Origin of the sequence: Desulforegula conservatrix Mb1Pa (genome assembly GCF_000426225.1) — a bacterium.
GTDB lineage: Bacteria > Desulfobacterota > Desulfobacteria > Desulfobacterales > Desulforegulaceae > Desulforegula > Desulforegula conservatrix.
The window spans coordinates 36609-58000 of record NZ_AUEY01000017.1 but is presented as its reverse complement, the minus strand read 5'-3'; the positions used below and the strand labels follow the sequence as shown (position 1 = coordinate 58000).

The following is a 21392-nucleotide window of genomic DNA, read 5'->3' as shown; positions in this document are numbered from 1 at the left end:
AGTAGATCATCCATGACAAAAAAACAATATCGCCTTGAAGATATAATAAAGGATGCGGAGGATTTTGCTGAAAAATGCCATATCATGACGCTTGCCACAGCCTGCGGAAATGATCCCTGGGCCGCTCCGGTTTATTATATTTATTATAATAATGGCTTCTGGTTTTTTTCCTCAGAAAATTCCCGGCATATAATTGATGCTGAAAAGAATTCAGGAGTTGCTGCTGCGAGCGTTTGCGGGAATCCTTATGATTGGAGCGAGATAAAAGGCCTTCAGATGAAGGGCAAAATTCGACAGACCGGAATTACCGTCGAATCAGGCATAGCCTATGCTAAATATATAAAGAACTTCGTTTTTGTTGAAAAAATGCTGTCAGGCAAGCAGGTTAAAGATGTCTCGGATCTTGAAGCCCTTTTCAGGGTCAGGTGGTATGTGTTTGTCCCTGATGAGGTTTATTATTCTGATAATTCCGTGAGCTTCGGATTCAGGGAGAGGGTGAAATGAACCATTGCGGGATTTATGATCGCAGATTTTTGATTTTTCAACAGAAGTTTATCTCCAACAGTTAAAAAAATATCTTGCAGTAATGTAGGGTGCACAGGCTCTAAGGCCAGCGCACCGAAAAATGGTGCGCAAACCTTGCGGTTTGAACACGCTACGAATAAAAAAATGAAAGTTTTTTGCGGAGCTTTTTTTCAAAAAAGCGACCCACCGGAGGCCTTTTATAAATGATATATTCCAGTCTTTCAGAATGCGTAATTGATCTTGAAAAAAATGGCCATCTTGTCCGAGTGAAGGAAGAGGTTGACCCCAATCTTGAAATGGCAGAGATCCACAGACGGATTTTTGAGAAAAAAGGGCCAGCTGTTTTCTTTGAAAGGGTAAAAGGCTCGCCATTTCCTGCCGTGTCCAATCTCTTCGGAACAATGGACAGGGCGAGATTCATTTTCAGATCAACCTTGAAAAATGTGAAAAAAATCATGGAGCTTAAGGGCGATCCTTCGCGCTTCATGAAAAATCCTTTCAGATATGCGCCAGTCCCATTTGCCATGATTTCGGCTATTCCAAGAAAAATGGATGACGGAGCCGCTCTTTTCTCCAAATGCAGGATTTCAGATATCCCCCAGATAAAATGCTGGCCAATGGACGGAGGGGCTTTTGTTCTTCTTCCCCAGGTCTATTCGGAAGACCCATACAAAAACAGCATATTTGCTTCAAATATGGGCATGTACAGAATTCAGCTCTCAGGAAATGATTATGCCCAGGATAAAGAGATCGGACTGCATTACCAGATAAGAAGGGATATCGGAATCCATCATTCAAAGGCGGTTGAAAAAGGAGAAAAGCTTAAAGTAAGCATATTTGTGGGCGGGCCGCCAGCCCATACTCTGGGAGCTGTCATGCCTCTACCCGAAGGAGTTCCGGAGGCTGTTTTTGCCGGAGTGCTGGCTGGTAGAAGATTCAGGTATGCCAGAAAAAATGGCCATGTGATTTCACTCGACGCTGATTTTTGCATCACAGGCACAATCGATCCTGAAAGGACAAAGCCAGAAGGCCCGTTCGGTGATCATCTTGGATATTACAGTCTTGTTCATGAATTTCCCTTTCTGAATGTCGAATCTGTCTATCACAGAAAAGACGCTGTGTGGCCTTTCACTGTTGTTGGTCGGCCTCCCCAGGAGGATTCTGTTTTTGGAGAGCTGATTCATGAGATAACAGCGCCAGTCACACCATCGGCAATCCCAGGAGTTAAGGCTCTTCACGCTGTTGACGCGTCAGGTGTGCATCCTCTTCTTCTTGCCATAGGGTCTGAAAGATATGTTCCTTATCAGTCAAGAAAACCCATGGAGCTTCTGACTCTCGCAAATGCCATTTTAGGATTTGGCCACTGCTCTCTTGCAAAATATCTTTTCATAATTGCGGGCGAGGATTCACCTATGCTCGACATTCATGATATTCAGGCTTTTTTTGTTCACATGCTCGAGCGAGTCAATTTTGAAACTGACTGCCATTTTCAGACTGCTACCACCATCGACACTCTCGATTATTCAGGTGAAGGTCTTAATAAAGGGTCTAAGATGATAATCGCAGTGGCAGGGAATCCTAAAAGGAAACTTTGCAATGAGATAAAAGGAGATCTTAAACTGCCTGAGGGTTTTTCAGAACCGAGAACAGCCATGCCAGGAGTTATAGTCGTGAATGGCCCGAAATTCATTAATGCGCTTCAGGGTGAAAAGGATGCAAAGGCTTTTGCGGATTTTCTTGATAAAGCAGGTAGTCCTGAAGGCTATCCTCTTTTTATAATTGCGGACGACAGCGTTTTTGTGTCAAAAAATATCAATAATTTCCTGTGGGCAGTATTTACAAGATCCAACCCGTCCCATGATGTATATGGGGCCGGAGAGTTTATAAGGCATAAACATTGGGAATGCCGTGGTCCGCTTATAATTGATGCGAGGCTCAAGCCCCATCATGCTCCGCCTCTGATCGAAGATCCCGATGTTTCAGCAAGGGTTGATTTGCTGGGGAAAAAGTCGGGGAGTCTGTATGGGCAAATATGAAAAATTGCTTTTTCAGATTTTAAGAGGAACATCAGATTCAAATATTGTTTTTGATGATATAATCCATCTTCTGATCAGGTTGGGTTTTGAAGAACGCCAGCGCGGAAGCCATCATATTTTCAGAAGAGAGGATGTGGAAGAAAAAATTAATCTTCAGAAAGATGGATGCAAGGCAAAAGCCTATCAGGTCAGGCAGGTGAGGTCGGTATTGCTAAAATATAAGCTGGGAGGAGAACTTTAGATGCAAAAGTATGAGATTATAATCTACTGGAGCAACGAAGATCAGGTCTTTGTGGCTGAAGTTCCTGAATTGTCCGGATGTATGGCTCACGGAGAAACTGAAGAACAGGCTTTAAAAAACATAAAAGATGCAATTCAGTTGTGGATTGATACTGCCCGTGAATTCGGGGATCATATTCCTGAACCTAAAGGCCGCCGTCTGATGTATGCATAATGATATAATACGTATAGGGAGTCGACCATGAAAAAAATTGACTGGGCGTATCTGAGGAAAGGATGAAAAACCTGCATAAAGGCCCAGGCGGACCTTGCAGGTATTGAAATCGAAAAAACAGTTGATGCTGGGAAAGAAAAAATTGAGGCTGAACAGGCGTGGGAAATTCTTCAGAAAGCCTCGATAATTAATGCTGCCAAAGGCAAAAAGAATCTTGAATTCAAGCCTGAAAACAAGGATGAAGTGATGGCAGCGTCCATCGGGCCGAGCGGAAATCTGAGGGCTCCTACAATCAGGATCGGTGAGGAATATTTCATCGGACACAGCACGGAATTATACGAAAAGATCAAACAGCTCCTTAAATAAATTGTCTCAATGCAGGGCTGTTCATTGCCCTGCTTCAAGCTCTCATCAAAATTACAATGCGGGGACATATGAAAAACAACTTGCAGAAGATTATTCTGGGTTATGAGGCGGCTGGCTTTGCAATTGTAATGCTGATTATCTGGCTTGATGAACTTGTCGATATTCCTTATTTTTTTCTTGGTGCTAGAAAAACCCCGATTAACTGGCAGGAAAGTCTGTTTGAGAGTACTTGCATTTTTATACTCGGCATATTTGTCCTCAGAATGACAAACCACACCTTAAAGAAATTAAAGCATCTTGAGGGTTTTCTACCTGTTTGCTCCTTTTGCAAGAAAATAAGGGTTGAGAAGGAATGGATTCAGCTTGAAAAATACATCACTGAACACTCAGAAGCAGTTTTTTCCCACAGCCTTTGTCCTGAGTGTACAGAAGAGCATTATGGCGATATTCTTAGGCAGGCAAAGGAAATAAAGGAAAAGAAATGAATCTGGATCTGGAGAGTTATAGAAAAGCATTGAATTCATTTGAAGCTTTGGTGGCAAAAACATCCGACGAGGAATTCATGTCAGGTCTTGACGATGTCACAAGATTTGGTCTCAAGGCGGGCGTGATTCAGAATTTTGAGTTTACATATGAATTGTGCTGGAAGTTTTTGCAGAGGTGGATCAGGGCGAACATAAGTCCCGAAGACTCTGATCATCCAAGGACGAGGAAGGATCTTTTCCGCATGGCTGCAAGATACGGGCTGATTGATGACCCTGCTCCCTGGTTTGTTTATGGAGACGCAAGAAACCTGACCTCGCATACTTATAGTGAAAGTATAGCCGAAGAAGTATATGTCATTGCCTTGAAATTCATAAAAGATGCGGGAGTGTTGTTAAATAGGCTGGAAAAGGCAAATGATTGATATTGACAATCTACAGTTTGACCTGATTAAGCGTATTCTCTCTGAGACAATACCAGAATATAGTGTTTGGGCTTTTGGATCGAGGGTAAACGGCAGACCACAAAAATTTTCCGATCTTGATCTTGCTTTGGTTTCTAATGGAAAAATAGACTGGAGAATAGTTGAAAGGCTTAAGGATGCTTTTTCAGAATCAGATCTGCCTATTATGATAGATGTTGTTGATTTTAATTCTGTTTCCGAAAATTTCAGAAAGCTCATCCTTGAGAATCATTTCTTGATCCAATAAAAGGCAAAGTCGTAAAAAGTCAAAAAAAGGCTCCGGGGTCATACCTGACTTGATCCGGCATCTTTGTAATTTCAGCTTATTCTGGATTCCGGCCTGCGCCGGAATGACGGAAACTGGACTTTTTGCGAATCCATCAATTTAATTTGAAAGCATATTAAAAAGGTTTTTATGGGAATAGCGGCGGATATAGCAATCATTACGGTTGCTGCTCTTTTCGGCGGCATTGTTGCACAGCGCCTAAGGCAGCCCCTGATAATCGGTTATATTCTTGCGGGGATAATCGTAGGCCCTCATACGGGCGGAATTACGGTGTCTGAAACGCACAATATAGAGCTTCTTGCAGAAATAGGCATAGCTCTCATGCTGTTTGCACTTGGTCTTGAGTTTTCTTTCAAGGAGCTTCAGCCCGTAAGGAAAGTCGCACTGATAGGAGCGCCCATACAGATGGTTCTGACAATTGTCTACGGGTTTATCATTGGACATTTCCTCGGTTTCAATACTGTTCATTCCATCTGGATAGGATCTGTTATTTCCCTTTCAAGCACAATGGTGATTCTTAAAACACTTATGGAAAAGGGGCTCATGGGAACCCTTTCCAGCCGAGTCATGATTGGAATGCTTATTGTTCAGGATCTTGCCGTGGTTCCCCTGATGATAATACTTCCCCAGCTCAATAATCCCGAGAACGGTCTTTTTGTCCTTGGATGGGCCGGAGTCAAGGCTGCATGTTTTCTTGGAGTAATGGTTCTTGCAGGTACAAAGATTATTCCAAAACTTGTCGAATACATCGCAAAATGGGACTCAAGAGAGCTTTTCCTCGTTTCAGTCACGGCAATAGGACTCGGAGTCGGTTATGCAACCTATCTTTCAGGACTTTCCTTTGCATTCGGAGCCTTTGTGGCCGGAATGATCCTGAGCGAGTCTGAATACAGTCATCAGGCTTTGAGCGACGTAATACCCTTAAGGGATGTTTTTGCCCTTCTTTTTTTTGTGTCTATTGGGATGCTCATTGATACGGCATTTATTGCGGCAAACCTGTCCAAGGTGCTTTCGCTCGTAGCTTTTATAATAATCGGAAAAGGACTTATTTTTGCCCTTGTCGTAAAATCATTCGGATATAAAAATGTAATTCCCCTTGCAGTAGGTTTGGGACTCTCACAGGTCGGAGAGTTCGCTTTTCTTCTTATAGGAACAGGCATGAAAACAGGCTCAATTCCACCTGAATTATATTCCATGCTTCTGTCATCAACTGTTATAACAATGATTCTGACCCCGTTTCTCTCGAATCTTACGGCGCCTTTTGATTCCCTGCGTAAGAAATGGTTCAGGCAGGAAGCTGTTCAGACAATCAATCTCCCTGATACAGGATTAAAAAAACATATCGTGATAGCTGGCGGAGGACGGGTCGGGTCTTATGTGGCACAGGTTCTGTCTTCTCTGGACGTTGACTTTGTGATTATAGAAAATAACTCACGTCAGGTAGATGAGATAAGAAAAAAAGGGTACCCCCTTGTTTACGGAGACGCCTGTCATCATATTGTTCTTGAAGCTGCCAGGGTTCATGATGCGAGACTTCTTGTCATAACCGCTCCATTTGCTATTATAACAAAAATAATTGCAGGACATGCCCGCAAAATAAGCCCTGAAATTGAAATAATAGCAAGAGCCGAGGGCATAGAGCAGATGAAGGATCTTCATGGCGCAGGAGTGCATAATGTAGTTCAGCCTGAGCTTGAAGGCGGGCTCGAAATGACAAGGCAGACCCTTCATTTTCTGGATATTCCGGTGGATGATATCATAAGGTTTACGGATAAGGTCAGAAATGAGCTGTATGCACCCATATACAGCCCTGATCAGGAAGATTTTTCCCCTGTCAGGCTTAATATCGCGACCCAGCTTCTCAAGCTTTCATGGGTGACTGTTCCTGAAGGAAGTCCCATAATTGGTAAATCCATAAGAGAGGCTGACATAAGGACTTTTACGGGCGTGTCTGTAGTCGGAGTCATACATGAAAGAAAGGTCTGCCCGAATCCTGATACCGGATATGTTATTGAAAATGGAGATCTTCTTGCTCTCATGGGGGATTCTGACCAGATAGAATCTTTCAGGATGTTTATGAATCCGATGTAATCCGAATATGTAAATCTAAACGGGGTAAGCAATGAAAAAAAATAATATACTTGGAAGCATCAGGGAAAAGGCAGCATATATATTTATTCTGCTTGCCTCATCATGTTTGATATTTGCAGGCACTGCCTTTTCGGAAGTCAAAACCGTTAAGGGGCAGACCGTATATGTCCCTGTGTATTCCCATATCTATCACGGAAACCGTGACAGGGAGCCTGTGGATCTTGCGGCCACATTAAGCATAAGAAACACGGATATTGAAAATTTAATGACTGTCACTTCCATCGATTATTACGACTCGGATGGATCTCTGGTAAAAAAACATCTGGATAAAAAAATGGTGATAAAGCCTTTGGGGTCAAGCCGTATAATTGTGAAGGAATCAGACAAAAGCGGGGGATCAGGCGCAAAATTCATAGTGAAATGGGAGTCTGATAAAAAGATCACAGAACCTGTCATTGAAACGGTCATGATTGGAACCCAGGCCCAGCAGGGGATTTCGTTCACGTCGCGAGGGCAGGTGATAAAAGAGGCGGAGTAATAGAGCTGATTTCCTATATTTTTGAACGTTTGTGACCGAGATTGTCTTTACCAATCAAGAAATCAAACTTCTAAAATCTCAAATCGTTGGGTTTTTAGGGGGCAAAATAAGTCTGTATAATTATCAAAGACTACAAAACTCCCTGAGGCATTTTTTCAACTGTCTCGCCTCCTAAAACATAGCCGCCGTCAAGTCTGAGAATGCTACCGGTCATGTATGGGGCGTCATCTATAATAAATCTGACGGCCTTGACCACATCATCCAATTTTCCGGTTCTGCCAATAAGAGTATGATCAATGAGTCTCTTTTTCTGGCTCTCTGTTAAAAGTCCCCAACCCCTTGTCCCTTCTGCGTGTCTTGTCTCAAAAATGCCGAGCATGATTTCATTGACTCTGACTTCAGGTGCAGCCATCCTTGCCCATGTTTCGGTAAAAAGAGAAACGCCTCTGTTTGCAGCGGAATAAGCTTCGTTGAAAAGGAGGCTGGCAGGCCCTGTTCTGCCTGTGATTGCGGATATGGATGAAAAATTTATGACCACGCCGTTGCCTGATGCCTTGAGGTGGGGGAAGGCATTCTCAAAAACCCATCTCTTTGACTTGAGTGTGGTTTCCATCTCAAGATCCCATTGGTCTGACGTATAATGGCCGTGAACAACGGGCATACCGCCGCGTTCGATATTGTTTACAAGAATATCGAGTCTGCCGAATTTGGAAATTGTCTCCTGGATCAGAAAAGGAATTGCTTCGGGATCTCTCAGATCAATTTTATGAAGAAGATGATCCGTTCCTGTTGCCTGAAAATCAGCCTGCATGGATGAATAGCTGTCTTCCCAGTCATGCCAGGTTGCTGCGACTCTTATTCCTGATTTCAGGAGATCAAGCGCCACAGCTTTCCCTATTCCTTTTACTGCTCCGAGTACAAGAGCGCAACGGTTTTCCGTCATTTTCAGATATTCACCTGCATGAAAAAAGTATCCTTAAGCCAGTCAAGGCCGATCCTGAGAAGGATTTCGTCATCTGTTTCAGCCTTTTCAAGCATTTCCGGGCTTACCTTTAACGCAAAGTCACCAAGGATATTTTTAAGTCTTATGTTGGCTCTGAATGTGTCAATGTCATAGCAGACCATGAAAAAACGGCGCCTGAAATTTTCGTCTGCCTGACCAGGCATGTAAACATTTTTCATGCCTATTATTTCCATTAGGAGATCATTCAATTCATTGAATTTTGAAATTTCCTGACGTTTTATCCATTCTTTTACGGTAATGCCGCTTTTCTGATTTATGCCTCGGCAGTGAGGCTCTTCGATGAGGGCATAGAATTCACGTATTTCTCCGGTTTCACGGCTTCTTGAAACCCCTCTTGCAAGCGGATAGAGTCTGCATGATCCTGGTCTGTCTTTATAAACTCCGCAGCCGTTTTCAGTGAGGAAGGGGCAGGCCTTTTTTTCGAAATTATCTGGCTTGAGTGTGACCATTGGCAGACCTGATTCAGGGCCTATATGCTGCATGGTGTATTTGGCCAGAAAACTGGATGAAGACATTTTGAAATGATTCTTCAGGCGTATGATATCGTATGGGGTCATGCACTGATTGGGGTCTATGCAGCAGAGATTGGGGCAGTTTTTGTCATATAAGCAGACAAAAGGTATTTCATCTTCAGGGTTGATTGGCCTTAAGAAATCTTCTTGCATATAAACCTCATCAAAATCTTATTAAGTTGAAAATAAAAAAAGATACAGCCTCCTTTATAAAAGTATCGGGCAAAGCGCAACCCGTAAAACTGTATAGATATAAAAACAGTGTTAGCGTTCTTGATGTCAGAAAACCATATTTAGTATGGCTTTCAGGCTTTGTCTCAAAATATGGAAAGTGCTGGGATAACATCGTAACGGTTTGTTTCCGGGGTAAAACATGGTGTCAAAATTACTTGACAAGGGGGGGGACGGGTGTTAACGTCGCACCTTAATTTGTATCAGTATATATGGCTGAAATTTAAGTAAAATTTTTCATTTCGCAAATAAAATCAGTGGGCTACCTAAGCTGCACAGCGATGGAAAAAGCCTAAAATACTGATGGAAATAATGAAGAAGGATAAAAACGGTCGGGTTGGCCGATAACGTTTTTTGTTTTGTGAGGGAAGGCGCTGGAGGAACTCCAAGCGTCTCTGTTACTAACAGTGTTGAATGAAATATTCAACGAAATCAGGGAGGTTTTTTAAATGCCAAGTTTTGTAATTGCAGAAAAATGTGACGGCTGCAAAGGCGGAGAAAAAACTGCATGCATGTACATTTGCCCCAACGACCTTATGGTTCTTGATCCAACAGCCATGAAGGCTTACAATCAGGAGCCAGATGCATGCTGGGAGTGTTTTTCCTGCATTAAAATTTGTCCAAACCAGGCGATCGGTGTACGTGGATACTCAGACTTCGTACCAATGGGTTCCGACCTTGTTCCAATGATGGGTACTGAAGACATCATGTGGACCTGTAAGTTCCGTAATGGCGTTATCAAACGCTTCAAGTTCCCAATCAGAACCACTTCTGAAGGTTCAGCTAACGCATACCTTGGCGCAAAAGGCAAGGATCTCGAAAGCGAACTTCTTTTCAATGAAGAAGCAGAAGGCGTTACTCTTGCAGCTCCTAAAGAGCCAGCAGTCTGGAAGAAATAGTCCGGAAAATCTTGACTGTTAGTCTGGGATAAACTTGAAACAAAATTTTCCTATCCATAGGAGGATATAATGGCTTTACCAAACAAGGCACAAGGCGAACTCAAGTGTATTGAGGCTCCTGAAATAGTTGAAAAAGAAGTTGACGTACTCATCGTCGGCGGCGGTATGGCAGCTTGCGGTACTGCTTTTGAAATAAAGAAATGGGCAGATGACAACACGAAGATCCTTCTTGTTGACAAAGCTGCTATGGAAAGATCAGGCGCTGTTGCTCAGGGCCTTTCCGCTATCAACACCTTCATTGGTGACAACGCAATCGACGACTACGTACGTATGGTTCGTAACGACCTTATGGGTATCGTTCGCGAAGACCTTATTTTCGACCTTGGCCGTCACGTTGATGACTCTGTTCATCTTTTCGAAGAATGGGGACTCCCAATCTGGAAAAAAGACGAAGCAAACAAGAACCTTGATGGTAAGCAGGGCCTTAAGCTCGGCACTCTCAAGGCAGGTGCTAAGCCAGTTCGTACCGGTAAATGGCAGATCATGATCAATGGTGAGTCTTACAAGAGAATCGTTGCTGAAGCAGCAAAGAAAGCTCTTGGCGAAGAGAACATCCTTGAGCGCGTATTCATCGTTGAACTCCTCAACGACAAGAATGAGCCAAACAGAATCGCTGGTGCGGTTGGTTTCTCTACCCGTGAAAACAAAGTATACTACATCAAGGCTAACGCAGTAATGGTAGCTTGCGGTGGTGCGGTTAACATTTACCAGCCACGTTCAGTTGGTGAAGGTAAAGGCCGTGCATGGTACCCAGTATGGAATGCTGGTTCTACCTACACCATGGCTCTTCGCGCTGGTGCAGAGCTTTCCATGATGGAAAACCGTTTCACCCCAGCCCGTTTCAAAGATGGTTACGGTCCTGTTGGTGCATGGTTCCTTCTTTTCAAGGCTCACCTTGAAAACTCCATGGGCGAAAACTATGCAACTGCTCAGTCTTCTAAAGACGAACTTGCAAAATATGCTCCATACGGAACAGCTCCGATCACTCCTACCTGTCTCCGTAACCACCTCATGCTTTTCGAAATGAAAGCAGGTCGTGGCCCAATCATGATGGTTACTTCCAAGGCTCTTCAGAAGCTTGGTGAAACCATGGACAAGAAAGAACTTAAGCATCTTGAAGCAGAAGCTTGGGAAGACTTCCTTGACATGACTTGCGGTCAGGCGAACCTCTGGTGCGCAACTAACACCGAGCCAGAAAAGAAAGACTCTGAAATCATGCCAACCGAACCGTACCTCCTGGGTTCACACTCAGGCTGCTGTGGTATCTGGGTTTCCGGTCCAAACGAAGACTGGGTTCCAGAAGACTACAAGTGGGGCGACAATGGTAAGGTTTACAAGCAGATGACCACCGTTAAGGGTCTCTTCACTGCTGCTGACGGCGTTGGCTGCTCAGGTCACAAGTTCTCTTCAGGTTCACATGCTGAAGGCCGTATCCTTGGTAAAGTAATGGTTAAGTGGGTAAAAGATCATCCAAACTTCAAGCCAGAGCCAGAAATGACAGCTCAGGAAGCAGCTGACATGGTTTGGAAACCGGTTAAGACTTGGTTTGCTCACAAAGATTACTCTACTGCAGCAGACGTTAACCCTAAGTACTGCAAACCTGCTGGTATGACTATGCGTATGATGAAAGCTACCAACGAATATGGTGCTGGCGTCGCTACATACTATCAGACCAACAAGTCTGCTCTTGATCATCTTATGGAACTTTTCCAGATGATGAAGGAAGACTGTGAATTCCTTGCAGCTGGCGACCTTCATGAACTTATGCGTTGCTGGGAAATCTTCCATCGTATCTACACTGTAGAAGCACATTGCCGTCACATCCTGTTCCGTCAGGAAAGCCGCTTCCCTGGCTTCTACTACAGAACTGACTTCATGGGTCAGGATGATGAAAACTGGTTCTGCTTTGTTAACTCGACCTTCAACAAGAAGACCAACGAGTGGACCATGAGAAAAGCTCCTTACCACAGAATTATCCCTGCATAATTCTGCCCGGTTAGAGATATGAATTGAATTGCCTCCAGGCGCCAGTTAGAAGGCGTCTGGAGGTTTTTCATAGATGAGCACACCGGCTTTTAAATATTTGCCGTGTGTCCTTGTTTTTAAGGGCTTTGGGGTCTTAAAACCGTTAAAGCCTTTATGAATCAGGGCACAGGGCTTTTTGTCCTTTGCCGGCAAGTTTACGGTTTTGCGTAATTTACGTGAAATGATTGAAAACTTTAATTCACGGAGATTTTTAGGATGACACAAGCAATCAATAGCACCCCGGTGAGCGGAAGTATTTTGGTTGTAGGTGGCGGAATCAGCGGCCTTACCGCCGCCATCGAAGCTGCTGAAGTCGGGTATGAGGTTTTCCTGGTGGAAAAGGAAGCATCCCTCGGCGGAAGAGTTTCCCAGCTAAACAAATATTTCCCTAAGCTGTGTCCGCCTTCCTGCGGTCTTGAAATTAACTATCGCAGGATCAAGGACAACCCCAACATCAAGGTATTCACCCTCGCAGAAGTTGACAGCGTGGATGGAAAGCCAGGCGATTACAGCGTAACTGTGACTGTAAAGCCGAAATATGTGAGTGAAAGAGCGAATGTAAAATTCCTCGAAGCAGCGCAGGCTCTTGAAACAGAGCTTCCGAATGATTTCAACTTTGGAATGGACACTCGCAAGGGGCTTTACATGGCCAGCAATATGGCTTTCCCAAGCCAGTATGTTGTTGACCCTGACATCATCGGAACCTCTGACGCCAACAAGATCAAGGAAGTCTGCGGTGATGCGGTAAACTTTGACGAAGAGCCAAAGTCCTTCACACTGAAAGTAGGCGCAGTTGTCTGGGCAACAGGCTGGAAGCCATATGATGCTGCAAGAATAGACAACTTGGGCTTTGGGCGTTATGAGAACATCATAACCAACATGATGCTTGAGAGACTTGCTTCTTCAAATGGTCCGACAGCTGGAAAGATTCAGCGTCCGTCAGATTCCAAAGCTCCCCAGAGCATAGCTTTTGTTCAGTGCGCCGGATCAAGAGACGAAAATCATCTTCCATACTGCTCATATATCTGCTGCATGGCTTCTCTCAAGCATGCTACATATATCCGCGAGCAGAATCCTGAAGCAAAAATCTATATCTATTATATAGACCTCCGTACCCCAGGATACCGTTACGAAAAATTCTACAACAAGCTTAAAGAAGATAAGAATGTATTCTTCATAAAGGGCAAAGTTGCAGAAGTTGATGAAGACGTAAATGGTAATATCAAGGTGCTTGCTGAAGACGCGGTTACAGGCGAAAAGAAATGGAACACAGTAGATATGGCGGTTCTCGCCACCGGTATGCAGCCAGCTTACTCTGATAATATGCCAAAAGCGGATCTGAAGCTTGATGAAAACGGCTTCATAATCAACGACTTCGTTAAAGGCGGAATGTTTGCATGTGGTTGCGCCAACAAGCCTGCTGATGTTGTTTCCTGCACCCAGAACGCAACCGGTATTGCCCTCAAGGCGATTCAAACCCTGGTTAGAAGGTAGGAGGAGGTTTTTCCATGAGTAAAAAATACGGTGCATATATCTGCACAGGCTGCGGAATAGGCGAATCCCTCGATATGGACAAGCTTGCAGCTGTGGCATCAGACCAGCGTGCTGAATTCAAGACACATCCCTGCCTTTGCGGCGAGGAAGGTATTGCTCTTATAAATAAGGATATTGCGGAAAACGGCATTAACGCTCTTGCAATAGCCGCATGCTCAAGAAGGGTGAACTTCGACGTATTCAAATTTGAAGGTTGCGTAATTGACCGCGTCAATCTCCGTGAAGGCGTCGTCTGGACCCACTCTAGAGATCAGTTTCCTGCTCCTACACCAGAGCAGAAGGATGATGCAGCTTTCGAAGACAAGGTTCAGCTTATGGCAAACGATTATCTCAAGATGGGTCTTGTCCGTCTCGAGAAGATCAAGCTTCCTGAGCCTTTCAAAACAGAAAGATTTTCCAAGAAGATTCTTGTTATCGGCGGTGGCGTAACCGGCATGAGCGCAGCTCTTGATGCGGCCAGAACCGGATATCAGGTAACTATCGTTGAAAAGACTGACAAGCTCGGCGGATGGGCATCTGTTCTCCGCAAGCAGACTCCGACCGCTCTTCCATTTGAAGCAATGGAAAATCCTATTGCTGCGGCTCTCATCGATGACGTGGCAAAGCATCCTAATATTGAAGTCAAGACAGGTACTGTGATTGCACGTATCGCTGGCATGCCCGGCGAGTTCACAGTAACCTTCAAAAAACCCGGCGAGAAGATAGAATTCGACTGCCCGCTTCCAGTTCCGCCTGAAATGAAGGTTGACGCAAACGGCAAGCCTGTTGAAGCTGAAAAGATCCAGGCAATTTATGCTGAAATGAACGAAGGAAGAGCTGATGTTCTTACCCTCGATCCCAATGGCGAACTTTTTGGATCAGTTATTCTTGCAGCCGGTTTCAGCCCTGCCAAGCTCGAAGGTGAAGCTTATGCCCATCTTGGACTCGGTAATGCAAACGTAATCACCAATGCCCAGTTTGAAGAAATGGCTGCCAAGGGCAGAGTGGTGAGACCATCTGATAAGAAACCTGCAAAGAGTGTTGTATTTGTTCAGAGCCCAGGAAAAGACGGCGCTGACAATGACTTCCCTTACTGCGGAAGTGTAACCAGTATGGTTGCTCTCAAGCAGGCTAAATATGTAAGAGCAGACTACGAAGAAGACGGAAAGGCTTACATTATTTATCAGCACATGAAGACCCCTGGTTTCATGGAAAATTTCTACAAGAGCATGCAGCAGGATCCCGGAGTATTCATGACCAAGGGTGAGGTTGCGGCTGTTGAAGAATCAGGCAGCAATCTTCTTGTTAATGTAAAAAACACTCTTCTCGGCGAAAACATCCAGATTAAGGCTGACCTCGTTGTTCTTGCCGCTGGTATGGTTCCAGCGACTGTCGATGATCCGGTCATTAACCTCGCTTATCGCCAGGGACCTGGATTCCGTGATAATGCAATTTTTGACGGATACGCAGATTCAAACTTCATATGCTTCCCTTATGAAACCCAGCGTACCGGTATTTACGCAGCAGGCGCAGTTCGTCGCTCCATGACAATCGAAGAGTCAATGGAAGATGCGGCTGGTGCTGCTCTTAAGGCTATTCAGTGCCTTGAGTCATCAAACAAGGGTGTTGCAGTTCATCCTCGTTCAGGCGATATGACCTATCCTGATTTCTTCTTCCAGAGATGCACCCAGTGCAAACGCTGTACAGAAGAATGTCCTTTCGGCGCACTTGATGACGATGCAAAGGGTACTCCTAAGCCTAATCCTACACGCTGCCGTCGTTGCGGTACATGTATGGGTGCATGCCCTGAGCGTATCATCGGTTTTGCTGACTACAATATCGACAGCATCGGTTCAATGATCAAGAACATCTGGGTTCCGACAGATTATGATTATGATCCGGTTCCAATGCGTATTCTTGGTCTTGTCTGCGAAAATGATGCGCTTCCTGCACTCGACATTGCAGCAATGAACCGCATAAACTTTGCAGCTGATGTTCGTATCGTACCTGTCCGTTGTCTTGGTTCAGTCAATGTCGTATGGATCAAGGATGCTCTTTCCCAGGGTATGGACGGCGTGTTCCTGATGGGCTGCAAGCATGGTGATGATTACCAGTGCCATTTCGTAAAAGGCAGCGAGCTCATGAGTGTACGTTCAAGCAAAATGGGCGACACCCTTCTGAGCCTCGGTCTTGAAAACGAGCGTGTTGCACAGTTTGAAGTTGCCATCGATGAGTTCGAAAAGGCACCTAAGCTGATCAATGACTTTGTTGCACAGATTGAAGCTCTTGGACCGAACCCATTCAAGGGTTTCTAGTTTGAATTAAACAAATACACCGATGTTTAGGGAGGTTTTCCAAATGGCGGAAAAATACCTTGTTGAGCCTGATGTAGGATTTGTCAATGACATTATCGGGCTTGGCGGAGATACCCTCAAAAAGTGTTTCCAGTGCGCCACATGCTCAGTTGCATGTCCTATTGCGCCTGAAAATAAGCCTTTCCCAAGAAAGGAAATGATAGCGGCATCATGGGGTCTTAAGGACAAGCTCATAGGAAATGCTGATATTTGGCTGTGTCATCAGTGCGGAGACTGCTCTGCGCTTTGCCCGAGAGGAGCAAAGCCGGGTGATGTGCTTGGCGCTGTTCGCTCAATGGCTATCGCGGAATATGCGGCTCCCAAGTTTCTTGGAAAATGGATAAATGATCCCAAGAAACTTATGAAGCTCACCGCTATACCGGCGCTTGTATTCATATTGACTTTTATAATTACCCAGATTTTCCCTGCACTCAAGCATCATCATGAGCCAGGATTGATTGCGCATGCGGATTTCATCTCCACATGGATGGTTGATGCCGTATTCGTCCCTCTTGCAGGCTGGGCGGTAGTAATATTCGGGCTTGGCCTGAAGCGCTTTATTGTAGATATTCACAAGAATGCTCTTGCTGAAGGCAAAACCACAAAAGAAAAGATTGATCCCAAAGAGTTCATTAAGTCTCTTATCAATGTGATTCCGATGATAGGTAAACATCAGAAGTTCACTGAGTGCGGAGAAAACAAGGATCGTTCGACTGCTCATATGATGGTTCTTTATGCTTTTATCGGGCTTTTCATAGTAACCAACATCTTTTTTGTTGTTCTCTATGTGTTCCAGATTCCTGGGCCATATTCACAGCTCAACCCTGTTAAATGGCTCGCGAACATCTCAGGCGTCATGCTCGTTCTTGGTGGCATCATGATGCTTAAGAACCGTCTGACAAAGAAAGATCAGGGAAGCAGCTACAAAGACTGGTATATTATCGGTCTTGTACTTGGACTTGGTCTGACTGGCATGCTTACCCAGATGACCAGGCTTGCAGGCGCAGAGTATCTGACATATTTCATGTACTATATTCACCTGATTTTCATATTCCATCTGTTTGCTTACCTGCCATTCTCAAAGATGGCGCACATGGTTTACAGAACAGTTGCTCTTGCTTATGCGGATTATACAGGCAGAAAATAGTATCTGTTAAAAATGAAGTTTGAAGCAGGGGAGGCTTAGGCCTCCCCTGTGTTTTATATGAAGTGGATTTATATCTATATATTTGGTTTTGTATCATTTTATTTTGATTGATATTCATTGGATTGACTTGATCAGTTATTTGTCATAAAAAGCAGATACCGATCAATTTTAGTGAAAACCAAATTTGACAAGGCCGTAAAAAGTCCGGTTCCCGTCATTACGGCGCAGGCCGGATCCAAAAGTAGTTGAAAACACAGGATATCGGATCAAGTCTGATATGACACCGACGCTTTTTTGACTTTTTGCGGGACAATCAAATTTCATAATTATGTCAGTGAAAATATGCGAGAAAAGTTCAGAAAAATCTGGCTCACAGATCCGGAAGATATAAAAAAAGAGAAGATCAGAAGTCTTTTCATGCAATATCTTGTGATTATAGGTATAGCAGAGATTCTGACCTTTCTGCTTTTCTGGATCTTTCAGGTCGAAGAAGCCAGCCCGGAAATGATTTCAAATGAAAATATACCTTTCCATTGGAAGGCGTATTTTCTTGCGGCTTTTCTTATTCCGGTTCTCGTAACTTTTGTTCTTGGATTCGGAACCGAACTTAAAAAAAGATGCGACCGGATCGAGGAAGACAGGGCCGCCAGAATTAAGAGAATTATATGGCCCTATGGTTTTCCTGGAAAAAGAAAAATTTTGCTGTGGTGTCTGGCAGCCACAGGATTTGTAATTTTCATGCTTATTCTGGGCTTTTCTGATATGGGCGTGTACGGATCTTTGTCCATAGAAGCATTTGTCTATTTCTGTGCCTGTGTTTCATTGATCGTCTTTTTTATAGGGCTTTCTATGATGATCATGAAATACAAAACAAGGGCCAATGCGCTTAAAGCCGAGTATTCAAAGGCAATTTCGAGGCATCTCGGATTCCCCAATCATGATACCGGGAGAATGTAGTATTCGGCAAACCAACGGGCTATTTAAAAGCTGTCTTCAAAAAAACAGTAACATCTTGAAATAAAGGAGATATTATGTCTGCAGATGCACAGGTCGTTTTTACAAAGGCTGATCCGGTAAAAAGAATAATTGCTGTTGTTATTGATATGCTTCTTGCTTGTGTTGTAGGAGTTATCCCTTTTATTGGCGGTCTCGTGGGAGCAGGGTATCTTTTGATCAGGGATGCTCTTCCTGTTGAAGCTCTGGGTTATAAGAGCGTTGGCAGGAAAGTAATGAAGCTTTCCGTTGTCAAGCAGGGAGCACCCGGCACAAAAATCGAATACATCGATTCGATAAAAAGAAACTGGGTATTTGCCATGGGACCACTCGGTATGGCATTCATGATAATACCTCTTCTTGGATGGATAGTTGCTTTTTTGCTTGGGATCGCCGGTGTTGTGCTTGCTGCATACGAAATATACAATATGTTCACCGATCCACAGGGAATAAGACTTGGCGATAAAATGGCCGGAACCATGGTCGTTGAAGACTAAACAGAAATTACTTGACAAAAAAAATTGAAATAATAAACTTCTCAAGTTTTTCTTGTAAAGTCGGAGTGATCTGTCCGGCAGTCATAATATATAGGAGAGTTTATGTACGCGGTTATTAAAACAGGTGGAAAACAATACAAAGTTCAGCCTGGCGGAGTTATTGAAGTCGAAAAACTCGACGGAGAAGAAGGTGCGCCAGTAAATTTCAGCGAAGTTCTGCTTTTTGCAGACGGAGACAATCTGTCACTCGGAACTCCTGTGCTCGCTAATGTGACTGTTCGCGGTACCATTCTTAAGCAGGCAAGAGAAAAGAAAATTCTTATTTTCAGATTCCGCAGACGCAAGCACAGCAGAAAATCACAAGGACATCGTCAGCCGTATTCGGTTGTAAAGATTGACAGCATTGAAGCTTAATATTTAGAGATTAAGCTCCACGGAGGTTTTAAAAAATGGCTCATAAAAAAGCAGGCGGGAGTACCCGCAATGGTCGCGACAGTAACGGACAGCGCCGCGGAGTAAAAAAATACGGCGGGGAGTCTGTGATTGCAGGTAATATTCTGGTTCGCCAGGTTGGCTCATCAATACACGCAGGAAACAATGTTGGAGTTGGCAAGGATTTTACCCTTTTCGCTCTTGTTGACGGCGTTGTAAAATATGAGCGCCATGGACGTGACCGGAAAAAAGTTAGTGTTTATGCTGCGTGAAATTCGTAGATGAAGCACTGATTACCGTAGAGTCCGGTAATGGGGGGCGGGGATGTGTTAGCTTCCGCAGGGAGAAATATGTTCCCAAAGGTGGACCGGATGGCGGAGACGGGGGTGTTGGCGGTGATGTTGTATTCAAAGCAACTAATCAGCGCCGCACCCTGTATCATTTTAGGTTTCAGCAGACCTACAGCGCCAGAAATGGTGAAGGCGGACGAGGATCACAGTGTAACGGTGCAAACGGGGATAATATAACTCTTGAAGTTCCTGTAGGCACGATGATCTATAATTCTGAAACCGGCGAGCTGATCCATGATTTCACAGAGCATGATGAAGTCTTTATTGTGGCAAAGGGCGGACGCGGTGGTAAAGGAAACAAATTCTTTACTAGTTCCACGCATCAGACCCCAAGATTTGCCCAACCAGGAGAACCCGGCGAAACGCTGGTTTTAAAACTGGAGCTAAAGTCCATCGCAGATGTAGGAATTGTGGGGTTTCCGAATGCAGGGAAATCAACTCTGATAAGTGCCATTTCATCTGCACGACCCAAAATTGCCGATTATCCATTCACAACTCTTACTCCAAATATTGGAATAGTCTCCTGGGACTGGGGCGAACCATACGCAGTCGCTGATATCCCCGGGCTTGTCGAAGGCGCTCACACAGGTGTAGGTCTTGGGATCAAGTTTTTAAGGCATGTTGAGCGGACAAGGATTCTTGTTCATCTCATAGATGCTTATGAAATTGATCCGTATTCCCCGCTTGAAAGATATGAGGCCATCAACAGGGAGCTTGGTCTGTACAGCGAGGAACTCGCTGAAAAAGAACAGATTGTGGTTCTGAACAAAATGGATATTTCAGGCGCTGAAATTGCGGCTGAATTATTTGAAGAAGCCCTTGGCAAGCCTGTTTTCTGTATTTCCGCAGCAACCGGACTTGGTGTCAGAGAACTGAAGAATCATCTTGGTAAAATCGTTTTTGACACCGCGCTGGAAAAGCCAAAGCATGACCCGGAGAATGATGATTACATCGACGATGAGCAGGACTGAAGCCATCAGAAAAGCCAGACGGGTTGTTGTCAAGGTGGGCAGCAATATTCTGACAGGCCCGTCAGGACTTAATATTGAAGTAGTACGATCCATAAGCGCTCAATTATGCTGGCTTTGTGACCAGGAAATTCAGGTGGTACTGGTCACATCCGGCGCTGTTTCCGCTGGCATGAGAAAAATAGGGCTCACCAAGAAGCCTTCGAGTATTCCTGAACGCCAGGCCGCAGCTGCCGCAGGTCAGGCTGTTCTGATGATGGAATATGAGCACGCCTTTGATCTCCACGGCAAAAAAGTTGCCCAGATTCTTCTGACAGCCGAGGACATGAACAGCAGAAAGCGCTACCTCAATGCCAGAAATACAATTCATACCCTCCTTGACTGGAAGATAGTCCCTGTCATCAATGAAAATGATACTGTTTCCATTGATGAGATTAAACTAGGGGACAATGACAACCTTTCAGCCCTTGTCGCTATGATGGTCGACGCTGATCTTCTTATAAACCTCACTGACATAGATGGTCTTTATGATAAAGATCCAAGAACAAATCATGACGCAGTCCTTCTTTCAGAAGTAAACAAAATGACATCTGAACTTGAAGATATGGCTTCAGGAGCAGGATCATCTATTGGTACAGGCGGGATGCTCACAAAGATCAAGGCAGCAAGAAAGGCAACAGGGTCAGGTATACCTATGCTCATAGCCAAAGGTTCCCAGTCGGGTATACTAAGGGATATTTTTAATGGCGTGAATTGCGGTACTTATTTTAGACCTTCCGAGCTTAAACCAAGTGCTAAGAAAAGCTGGATCGCATTCACTGTTAAGCCAAAAGGGACAATAGTTCTTGATGACGGAGCTGTGAAGGCCGTGATGGTCAATGGCAAGAGTCTTCTTCCAAGCGGTATTGTTGAAGTAATAAACGATTTTGGTGTTGGCGCTCCTGTGGAAATAATTGACAGATCCGGGAATGTCCTCGGAACCGGGCTTGTAAATTACAGCTCCTCTAATATTCGTTGCATAATGGGCCTAAAGTCCACGGCAATTGAGGATGTTCTTGGCGAAAAGCCTTATGACGAGGTCATACACAGGGATAATATGAGCATTTCAGGTACGGATTATTGATT

22 protein-coding genes are annotated in these 21392 nt (G+C 44.4%); 20 read left to right on the top strand and 2 right to left on the bottom strand.

What is annotated here, in order from left to right; genetic code table 11:
* The first annotated feature begins 12 nt into the window (after positions 1-12).
* The 9 genes from K245_RS0108690 to K245_RS0108645 all read left to right on the top strand — a co-directional run bounded on the left by K245_RS0108690 (position 13) and on the right by K245_RS0108645 (position 7242).
* Positions 13-504 (top strand): pyridoxamine 5'-phosphate oxidase family protein, encoded by a 492-nt coding sequence (locus K245_RS0108690; protein WP_027358977.1) that lies wholly within the window; start codon positions 13-15, stop codon positions 502-504.
* Positions 505-728: 224 nt separating this feature from the next.
* On the top strand, positions 729-2561 hold the full coding sequence (locus K245_RS0108685) for a UbiD family decarboxylase (protein WP_027358976.1): 1833 nt from the start codon (positions 729-731) through the stop codon (positions 2559-2561).
* Positions 2548-2802, top strand: a complete 255-nt coding sequence (locus K245_RS0108680) for a type II toxin-antitoxin system HicA family toxin (RefSeq protein ID WP_027358975.1) — start codon at positions 2548-2550, stop codon at positions 2800-2802. Before K245_RS0108685 ends, K245_RS0108680 begins: the two co-directional genes overlap by 14 nt.
* Complete coding sequence (locus K245_RS0108675) at positions 2803-3015, top strand: type II toxin-antitoxin system HicB family antitoxin (protein WP_027358974.1); 213 nt, start codon at positions 2803-2805, stop codon at positions 3013-3015. It begins immediately after the preceding gene.
* A 434-nt stretch (positions 3016-3449) separates the two neighbouring features.
* Positions 3450-3866, top strand: a complete 417-nt coding sequence (locus K245_RS26495; protein WP_027358972.1) for a hypothetical protein — start codon at positions 3450-3452, stop codon at positions 3864-3866.
* Positions 3863-4288 (top strand): nucleotidyltransferase substrate binding protein, encoded by a 426-nt coding sequence (locus K245_RS0108660; protein WP_027358971.1) that lies wholly within the window; start codon positions 3863-3865, stop codon positions 4286-4288. The genes K245_RS26495 and K245_RS0108660 overlap by 4 nt, the downstream gene beginning before the upstream one ends.
* Positions 4281-4574: a nucleotidyltransferase family protein gene (locus K245_RS0108655; RefSeq protein ID WP_027358970.1), complete on the top strand. Its 294-nt coding sequence runs from the start codon at positions 4281-4283 to the stop codon at positions 4572-4574. The genes K245_RS0108660 and K245_RS0108655 overlap by 8 nt, the downstream gene beginning before the upstream one ends.
* A gap of 168 nt (positions 4575-4742) precedes the next feature.
* Positions 4743-6704 carry a cation:proton antiporter domain-containing protein gene (locus K245_RS0108650; protein ID WP_027358969.1) on the top strand — a complete coding sequence of 654 codons (1962 nt, stop codon included), beginning with the start codon at positions 4743-4745 and terminating at the stop codon, positions 6702-6704.
* Between the two features lie 31 nt (positions 6705-6735).
* Entirely contained in the window at positions 6736-7242 is a 507-nt protein-coding gene (locus K245_RS0108645) for a DUF3124 domain-containing protein (RefSeq protein ID WP_035276814.1), read from the top strand.
* Positions 7243-7372: 130 nt separating this feature from the next.
* Here the strand turns inward: K245_RS0108645 and K245_RS0108640 are convergent, their stop codons facing one another.
* Together K245_RS0108640 and K245_RS0108635 are read right to left on the bottom strand one after the other, a co-directional pair.
* Positions 7373-8185: an SDR family NAD(P)-dependent oxidoreductase gene (locus tag K245_RS0108640; RefSeq protein ID WP_027358967.1), complete on the bottom strand. Its 813-nt coding sequence runs from the start codon at positions 8183-8185 to the stop codon at positions 7373-7375.
* A gap of 2 nt (positions 8186-8187) precedes the next feature.
* Positions 8188-8931, bottom strand: coding sequence for a YkgJ family cysteine cluster protein (locus tag K245_RS0108635; RefSeq protein WP_027358966.1), 744 nt, complete (start codon positions 8929-8931; stop codon positions 8188-8190).
* Positions 8932-9458: 527 nt separating this feature from the next.
* Here K245_RS0108635 and aprB point away from each other — a divergent pair.
* From aprB to proB, 11 genes are all read left to right on the top strand, one after another.
* Positions 9459-9908: an adenylyl-sulfate reductase subunit beta gene (gene aprB, locus K245_RS0108630; RefSeq protein ID WP_027358965.1), complete on the top strand. Its 450-nt coding sequence runs from the start codon at positions 9459-9461 to the stop codon at positions 9906-9908.
* A 69-nt stretch (positions 9909-9977) separates the two neighbouring features.
* Complete coding sequence (gene aprA / locus K245_RS0108625) at positions 9978-11954, top strand: adenylyl-sulfate reductase subunit alpha (protein WP_027358964.1); 1977 nt, start codon at positions 9978-9980, stop codon at positions 11952-11954.
* 255 nt (positions 11955-12209) lie between these two features.
* A complete protein-coding gene (locus tag K245_RS0108615) occupies positions 12210-13487 on the top strand; it encodes a CoB--CoM heterodisulfide reductase iron-sulfur subunit A family protein (RefSeq protein WP_027358963.1) in 1278 nt (425 codons plus the stop codon).
* Positions 13488-13501: 14 nt separating this feature from the next.
* Complete coding sequence (locus tag K245_RS0108610) at positions 13502-15841, top strand: FAD-dependent oxidoreductase (RefSeq protein ID WP_027358962.1); 2340 nt, start codon at positions 13502-13504, stop codon at positions 15839-15841.
* A 43-nt stretch (positions 15842-15884) separates the two neighbouring features.
* Positions 15885-17027, top strand: a complete 1143-nt coding sequence (gene qmoC, locus K245_RS0108605; RefSeq protein WP_027358961.1) for a quinone-interacting membrane-bound oxidoreductase complex subunit QmoC — start codon at positions 15885-15887, stop codon at positions 17025-17027.
* Between the two features lie 342 nt (positions 17028-17369).
* Positions 17370-17984 carry a hypothetical protein gene (locus K245_RS0108600; RefSeq protein WP_156906747.1) on the top strand — a complete coding sequence of 205 codons (615 nt, stop codon included), beginning with the start codon at positions 17370-17372 and terminating at the stop codon, positions 17982-17984.
* Positions 17985-18058: 74 nt separating this feature from the next.
* Complete coding sequence (locus K245_RS0108595; protein ID WP_027358959.1) at positions 18059-18517, top strand: RDD family protein; 459 nt, start codon at positions 18059-18061, stop codon at positions 18515-18517.
* 102 nt (positions 18518-18619) lie between these two features.
* On the top strand, positions 18620-18931 hold the full coding sequence (rplU, locus tag K245_RS0108590; protein ID WP_027358958.1) for a 50S ribosomal protein L21: 312 nt from the start codon (positions 18620-18622) through the stop codon (positions 18929-18931).
* Between the two features lie 35 nt (positions 18932-18966).
* Positions 18967-19221 carry a 50S ribosomal protein L27 gene (gene rpmA / locus K245_RS0108585; RefSeq protein WP_027358957.1) on the top strand — a complete coding sequence of 85 codons (255 nt, stop codon included), beginning with the start codon at positions 18967-18969 and terminating at the stop codon, positions 19219-19221.
* The gene (gene obgE / locus K245_RS0108580) at positions 19218-20270 is read left to right on the top strand and encodes a GTPase ObgE (protein WP_027358956.1); all 1053 of its coding nucleotides are present in this window, start codon (positions 19218-19220) and stop codon (positions 20268-20270) included. The genes rpmA and obgE overlap by 4 nt, the downstream gene beginning before the upstream one ends.
* Entirely contained in the window at positions 20239-21390 is a 1152-nt protein-coding gene (gene proB / locus K245_RS0108575) for a glutamate 5-kinase (RefSeq protein WP_232223812.1), read from the top strand. The genes obgE and proB overlap by 32 nt, the downstream gene beginning before the upstream one ends.
* The last annotated feature ends 2 nt before the right edge of the window (positions 21391-21392 follow it).

Bases quoted from the DNA above. Each gene is read 5' to 3' on its own strand.
- K245_RS0108690 (WP_027358977.1), top strand. From the start codon at position 13: ATGACAAAAAAACAATATCGCCTTGAAGATATAATAAAGGATGCGGAG.
- K245_RS0108685 (WP_027358976.1), top strand. From the start codon at position 729: ATGATATATTCCAGTCTTTCAGAATGCGTAATTGATCTTGAAAAAAAT.
- K245_RS0108680 (WP_027358975.1), top strand. From the start codon at position 2,548: ATGGGCAAATATGAAAAATTGCTTTTTCAGATTTTAAGAGGAACATCA.
- K245_RS0108675 (WP_027358974.1), top strand. From the start codon at position 2,803: ATGCAAAAGTATGAGATTATAATCTACTGGAGCAACGAAGATCAGGTC.
- K245_RS26495 (WP_027358972.1), top strand. From the start codon at position 3,450: ATGAAAAACAACTTGCAGAAGATTATTCTGGGTTATGAGGCGGCTGGC.
- K245_RS0108660 (WP_027358971.1), top strand. From the start codon at position 3,863: ATGAATCTGGATCTGGAGAGTTATAGAAAAGCATTGAATTCATTTGAA.
- K245_RS0108655 (WP_027358970.1), top strand. From the start codon at position 4,281: ATGATTGATATTGACAATCTACAGTTTGACCTGATTAAGCGTATTCTC.
- K245_RS0108650 (WP_027358969.1), top strand. From the start codon at position 4,743: ATGGGAATAGCGGCGGATATAGCAATCATTACGGTTGCTGCTCTTTTC.
- K245_RS0108645 (WP_035276814.1), top strand. From the start codon at position 6,736: ATGAAAAAAAATAATATACTTGGAAGCATCAGGGAAAAGGCAGCATAT.
- K245_RS0108640 (WP_027358967.1), bottom strand. From the start codon at position 8,185: ATGACGGAAAACCGTTGCGCTCTTGTACTCGGAGCAGTAAAAGGAATA.
- K245_RS0108635 (WP_027358966.1), bottom strand. From the start codon at position 8,931: ATGCAAGAAGATTTCTTAAGGCCAATCAACCCTGAAGATGAAATACCT.
- aprB (WP_027358965.1), top strand. From the start codon at position 9,459: ATGCCAAGTTTTGTAATTGCAGAAAAATGTGACGGCTGCAAAGGCGGA.
- aprA (WP_027358964.1), top strand. From the start codon at position 9,978: ATGGCTTTACCAAACAAGGCACAAGGCGAACTCAAGTGTATTGAGGCT.
- K245_RS0108615 (WP_027358963.1), top strand. From the start codon at position 12,210: ATGACACAAGCAATCAATAGCACCCCGGTGAGCGGAAGTATTTTGGTT.
- K245_RS0108610 (WP_027358962.1), top strand. From the start codon at position 13,502: ATGAGTAAAAAATACGGTGCATATATCTGCACAGGCTGCGGAATAGGC.
- qmoC (WP_027358961.1), top strand. From the start codon at position 15,885: ATGGCGGAAAAATACCTTGTTGAGCCTGATGTAGGATTTGTCAATGAC.
- K245_RS0108600 (WP_156906747.1), top strand. From the start codon at position 17,370: ATGCGAGAAAAGTTCAGAAAAATCTGGCTCACAGATCCGGAAGATATA.
- K245_RS0108595 (WP_027358959.1), top strand. From the start codon at position 18,059: ATGTCTGCAGATGCACAGGTCGTTTTTACAAAGGCTGATCCGGTAAAA.
- rplU (WP_027358958.1), top strand. From the start codon at position 18,620: ATGTACGCGGTTATTAAAACAGGTGGAAAACAATACAAAGTTCAGCCT.
- rpmA (WP_027358957.1), top strand. From the start codon at position 18,967: ATGGCTCATAAAAAAGCAGGCGGGAGTACCCGCAATGGTCGCGACAGT.
- proB (WP_232223812.1), top strand. From the start codon at position 20,239: ATGATGATTACATCGACGATGAGCAGGACTGAAGCCATCAGAAAAGCC.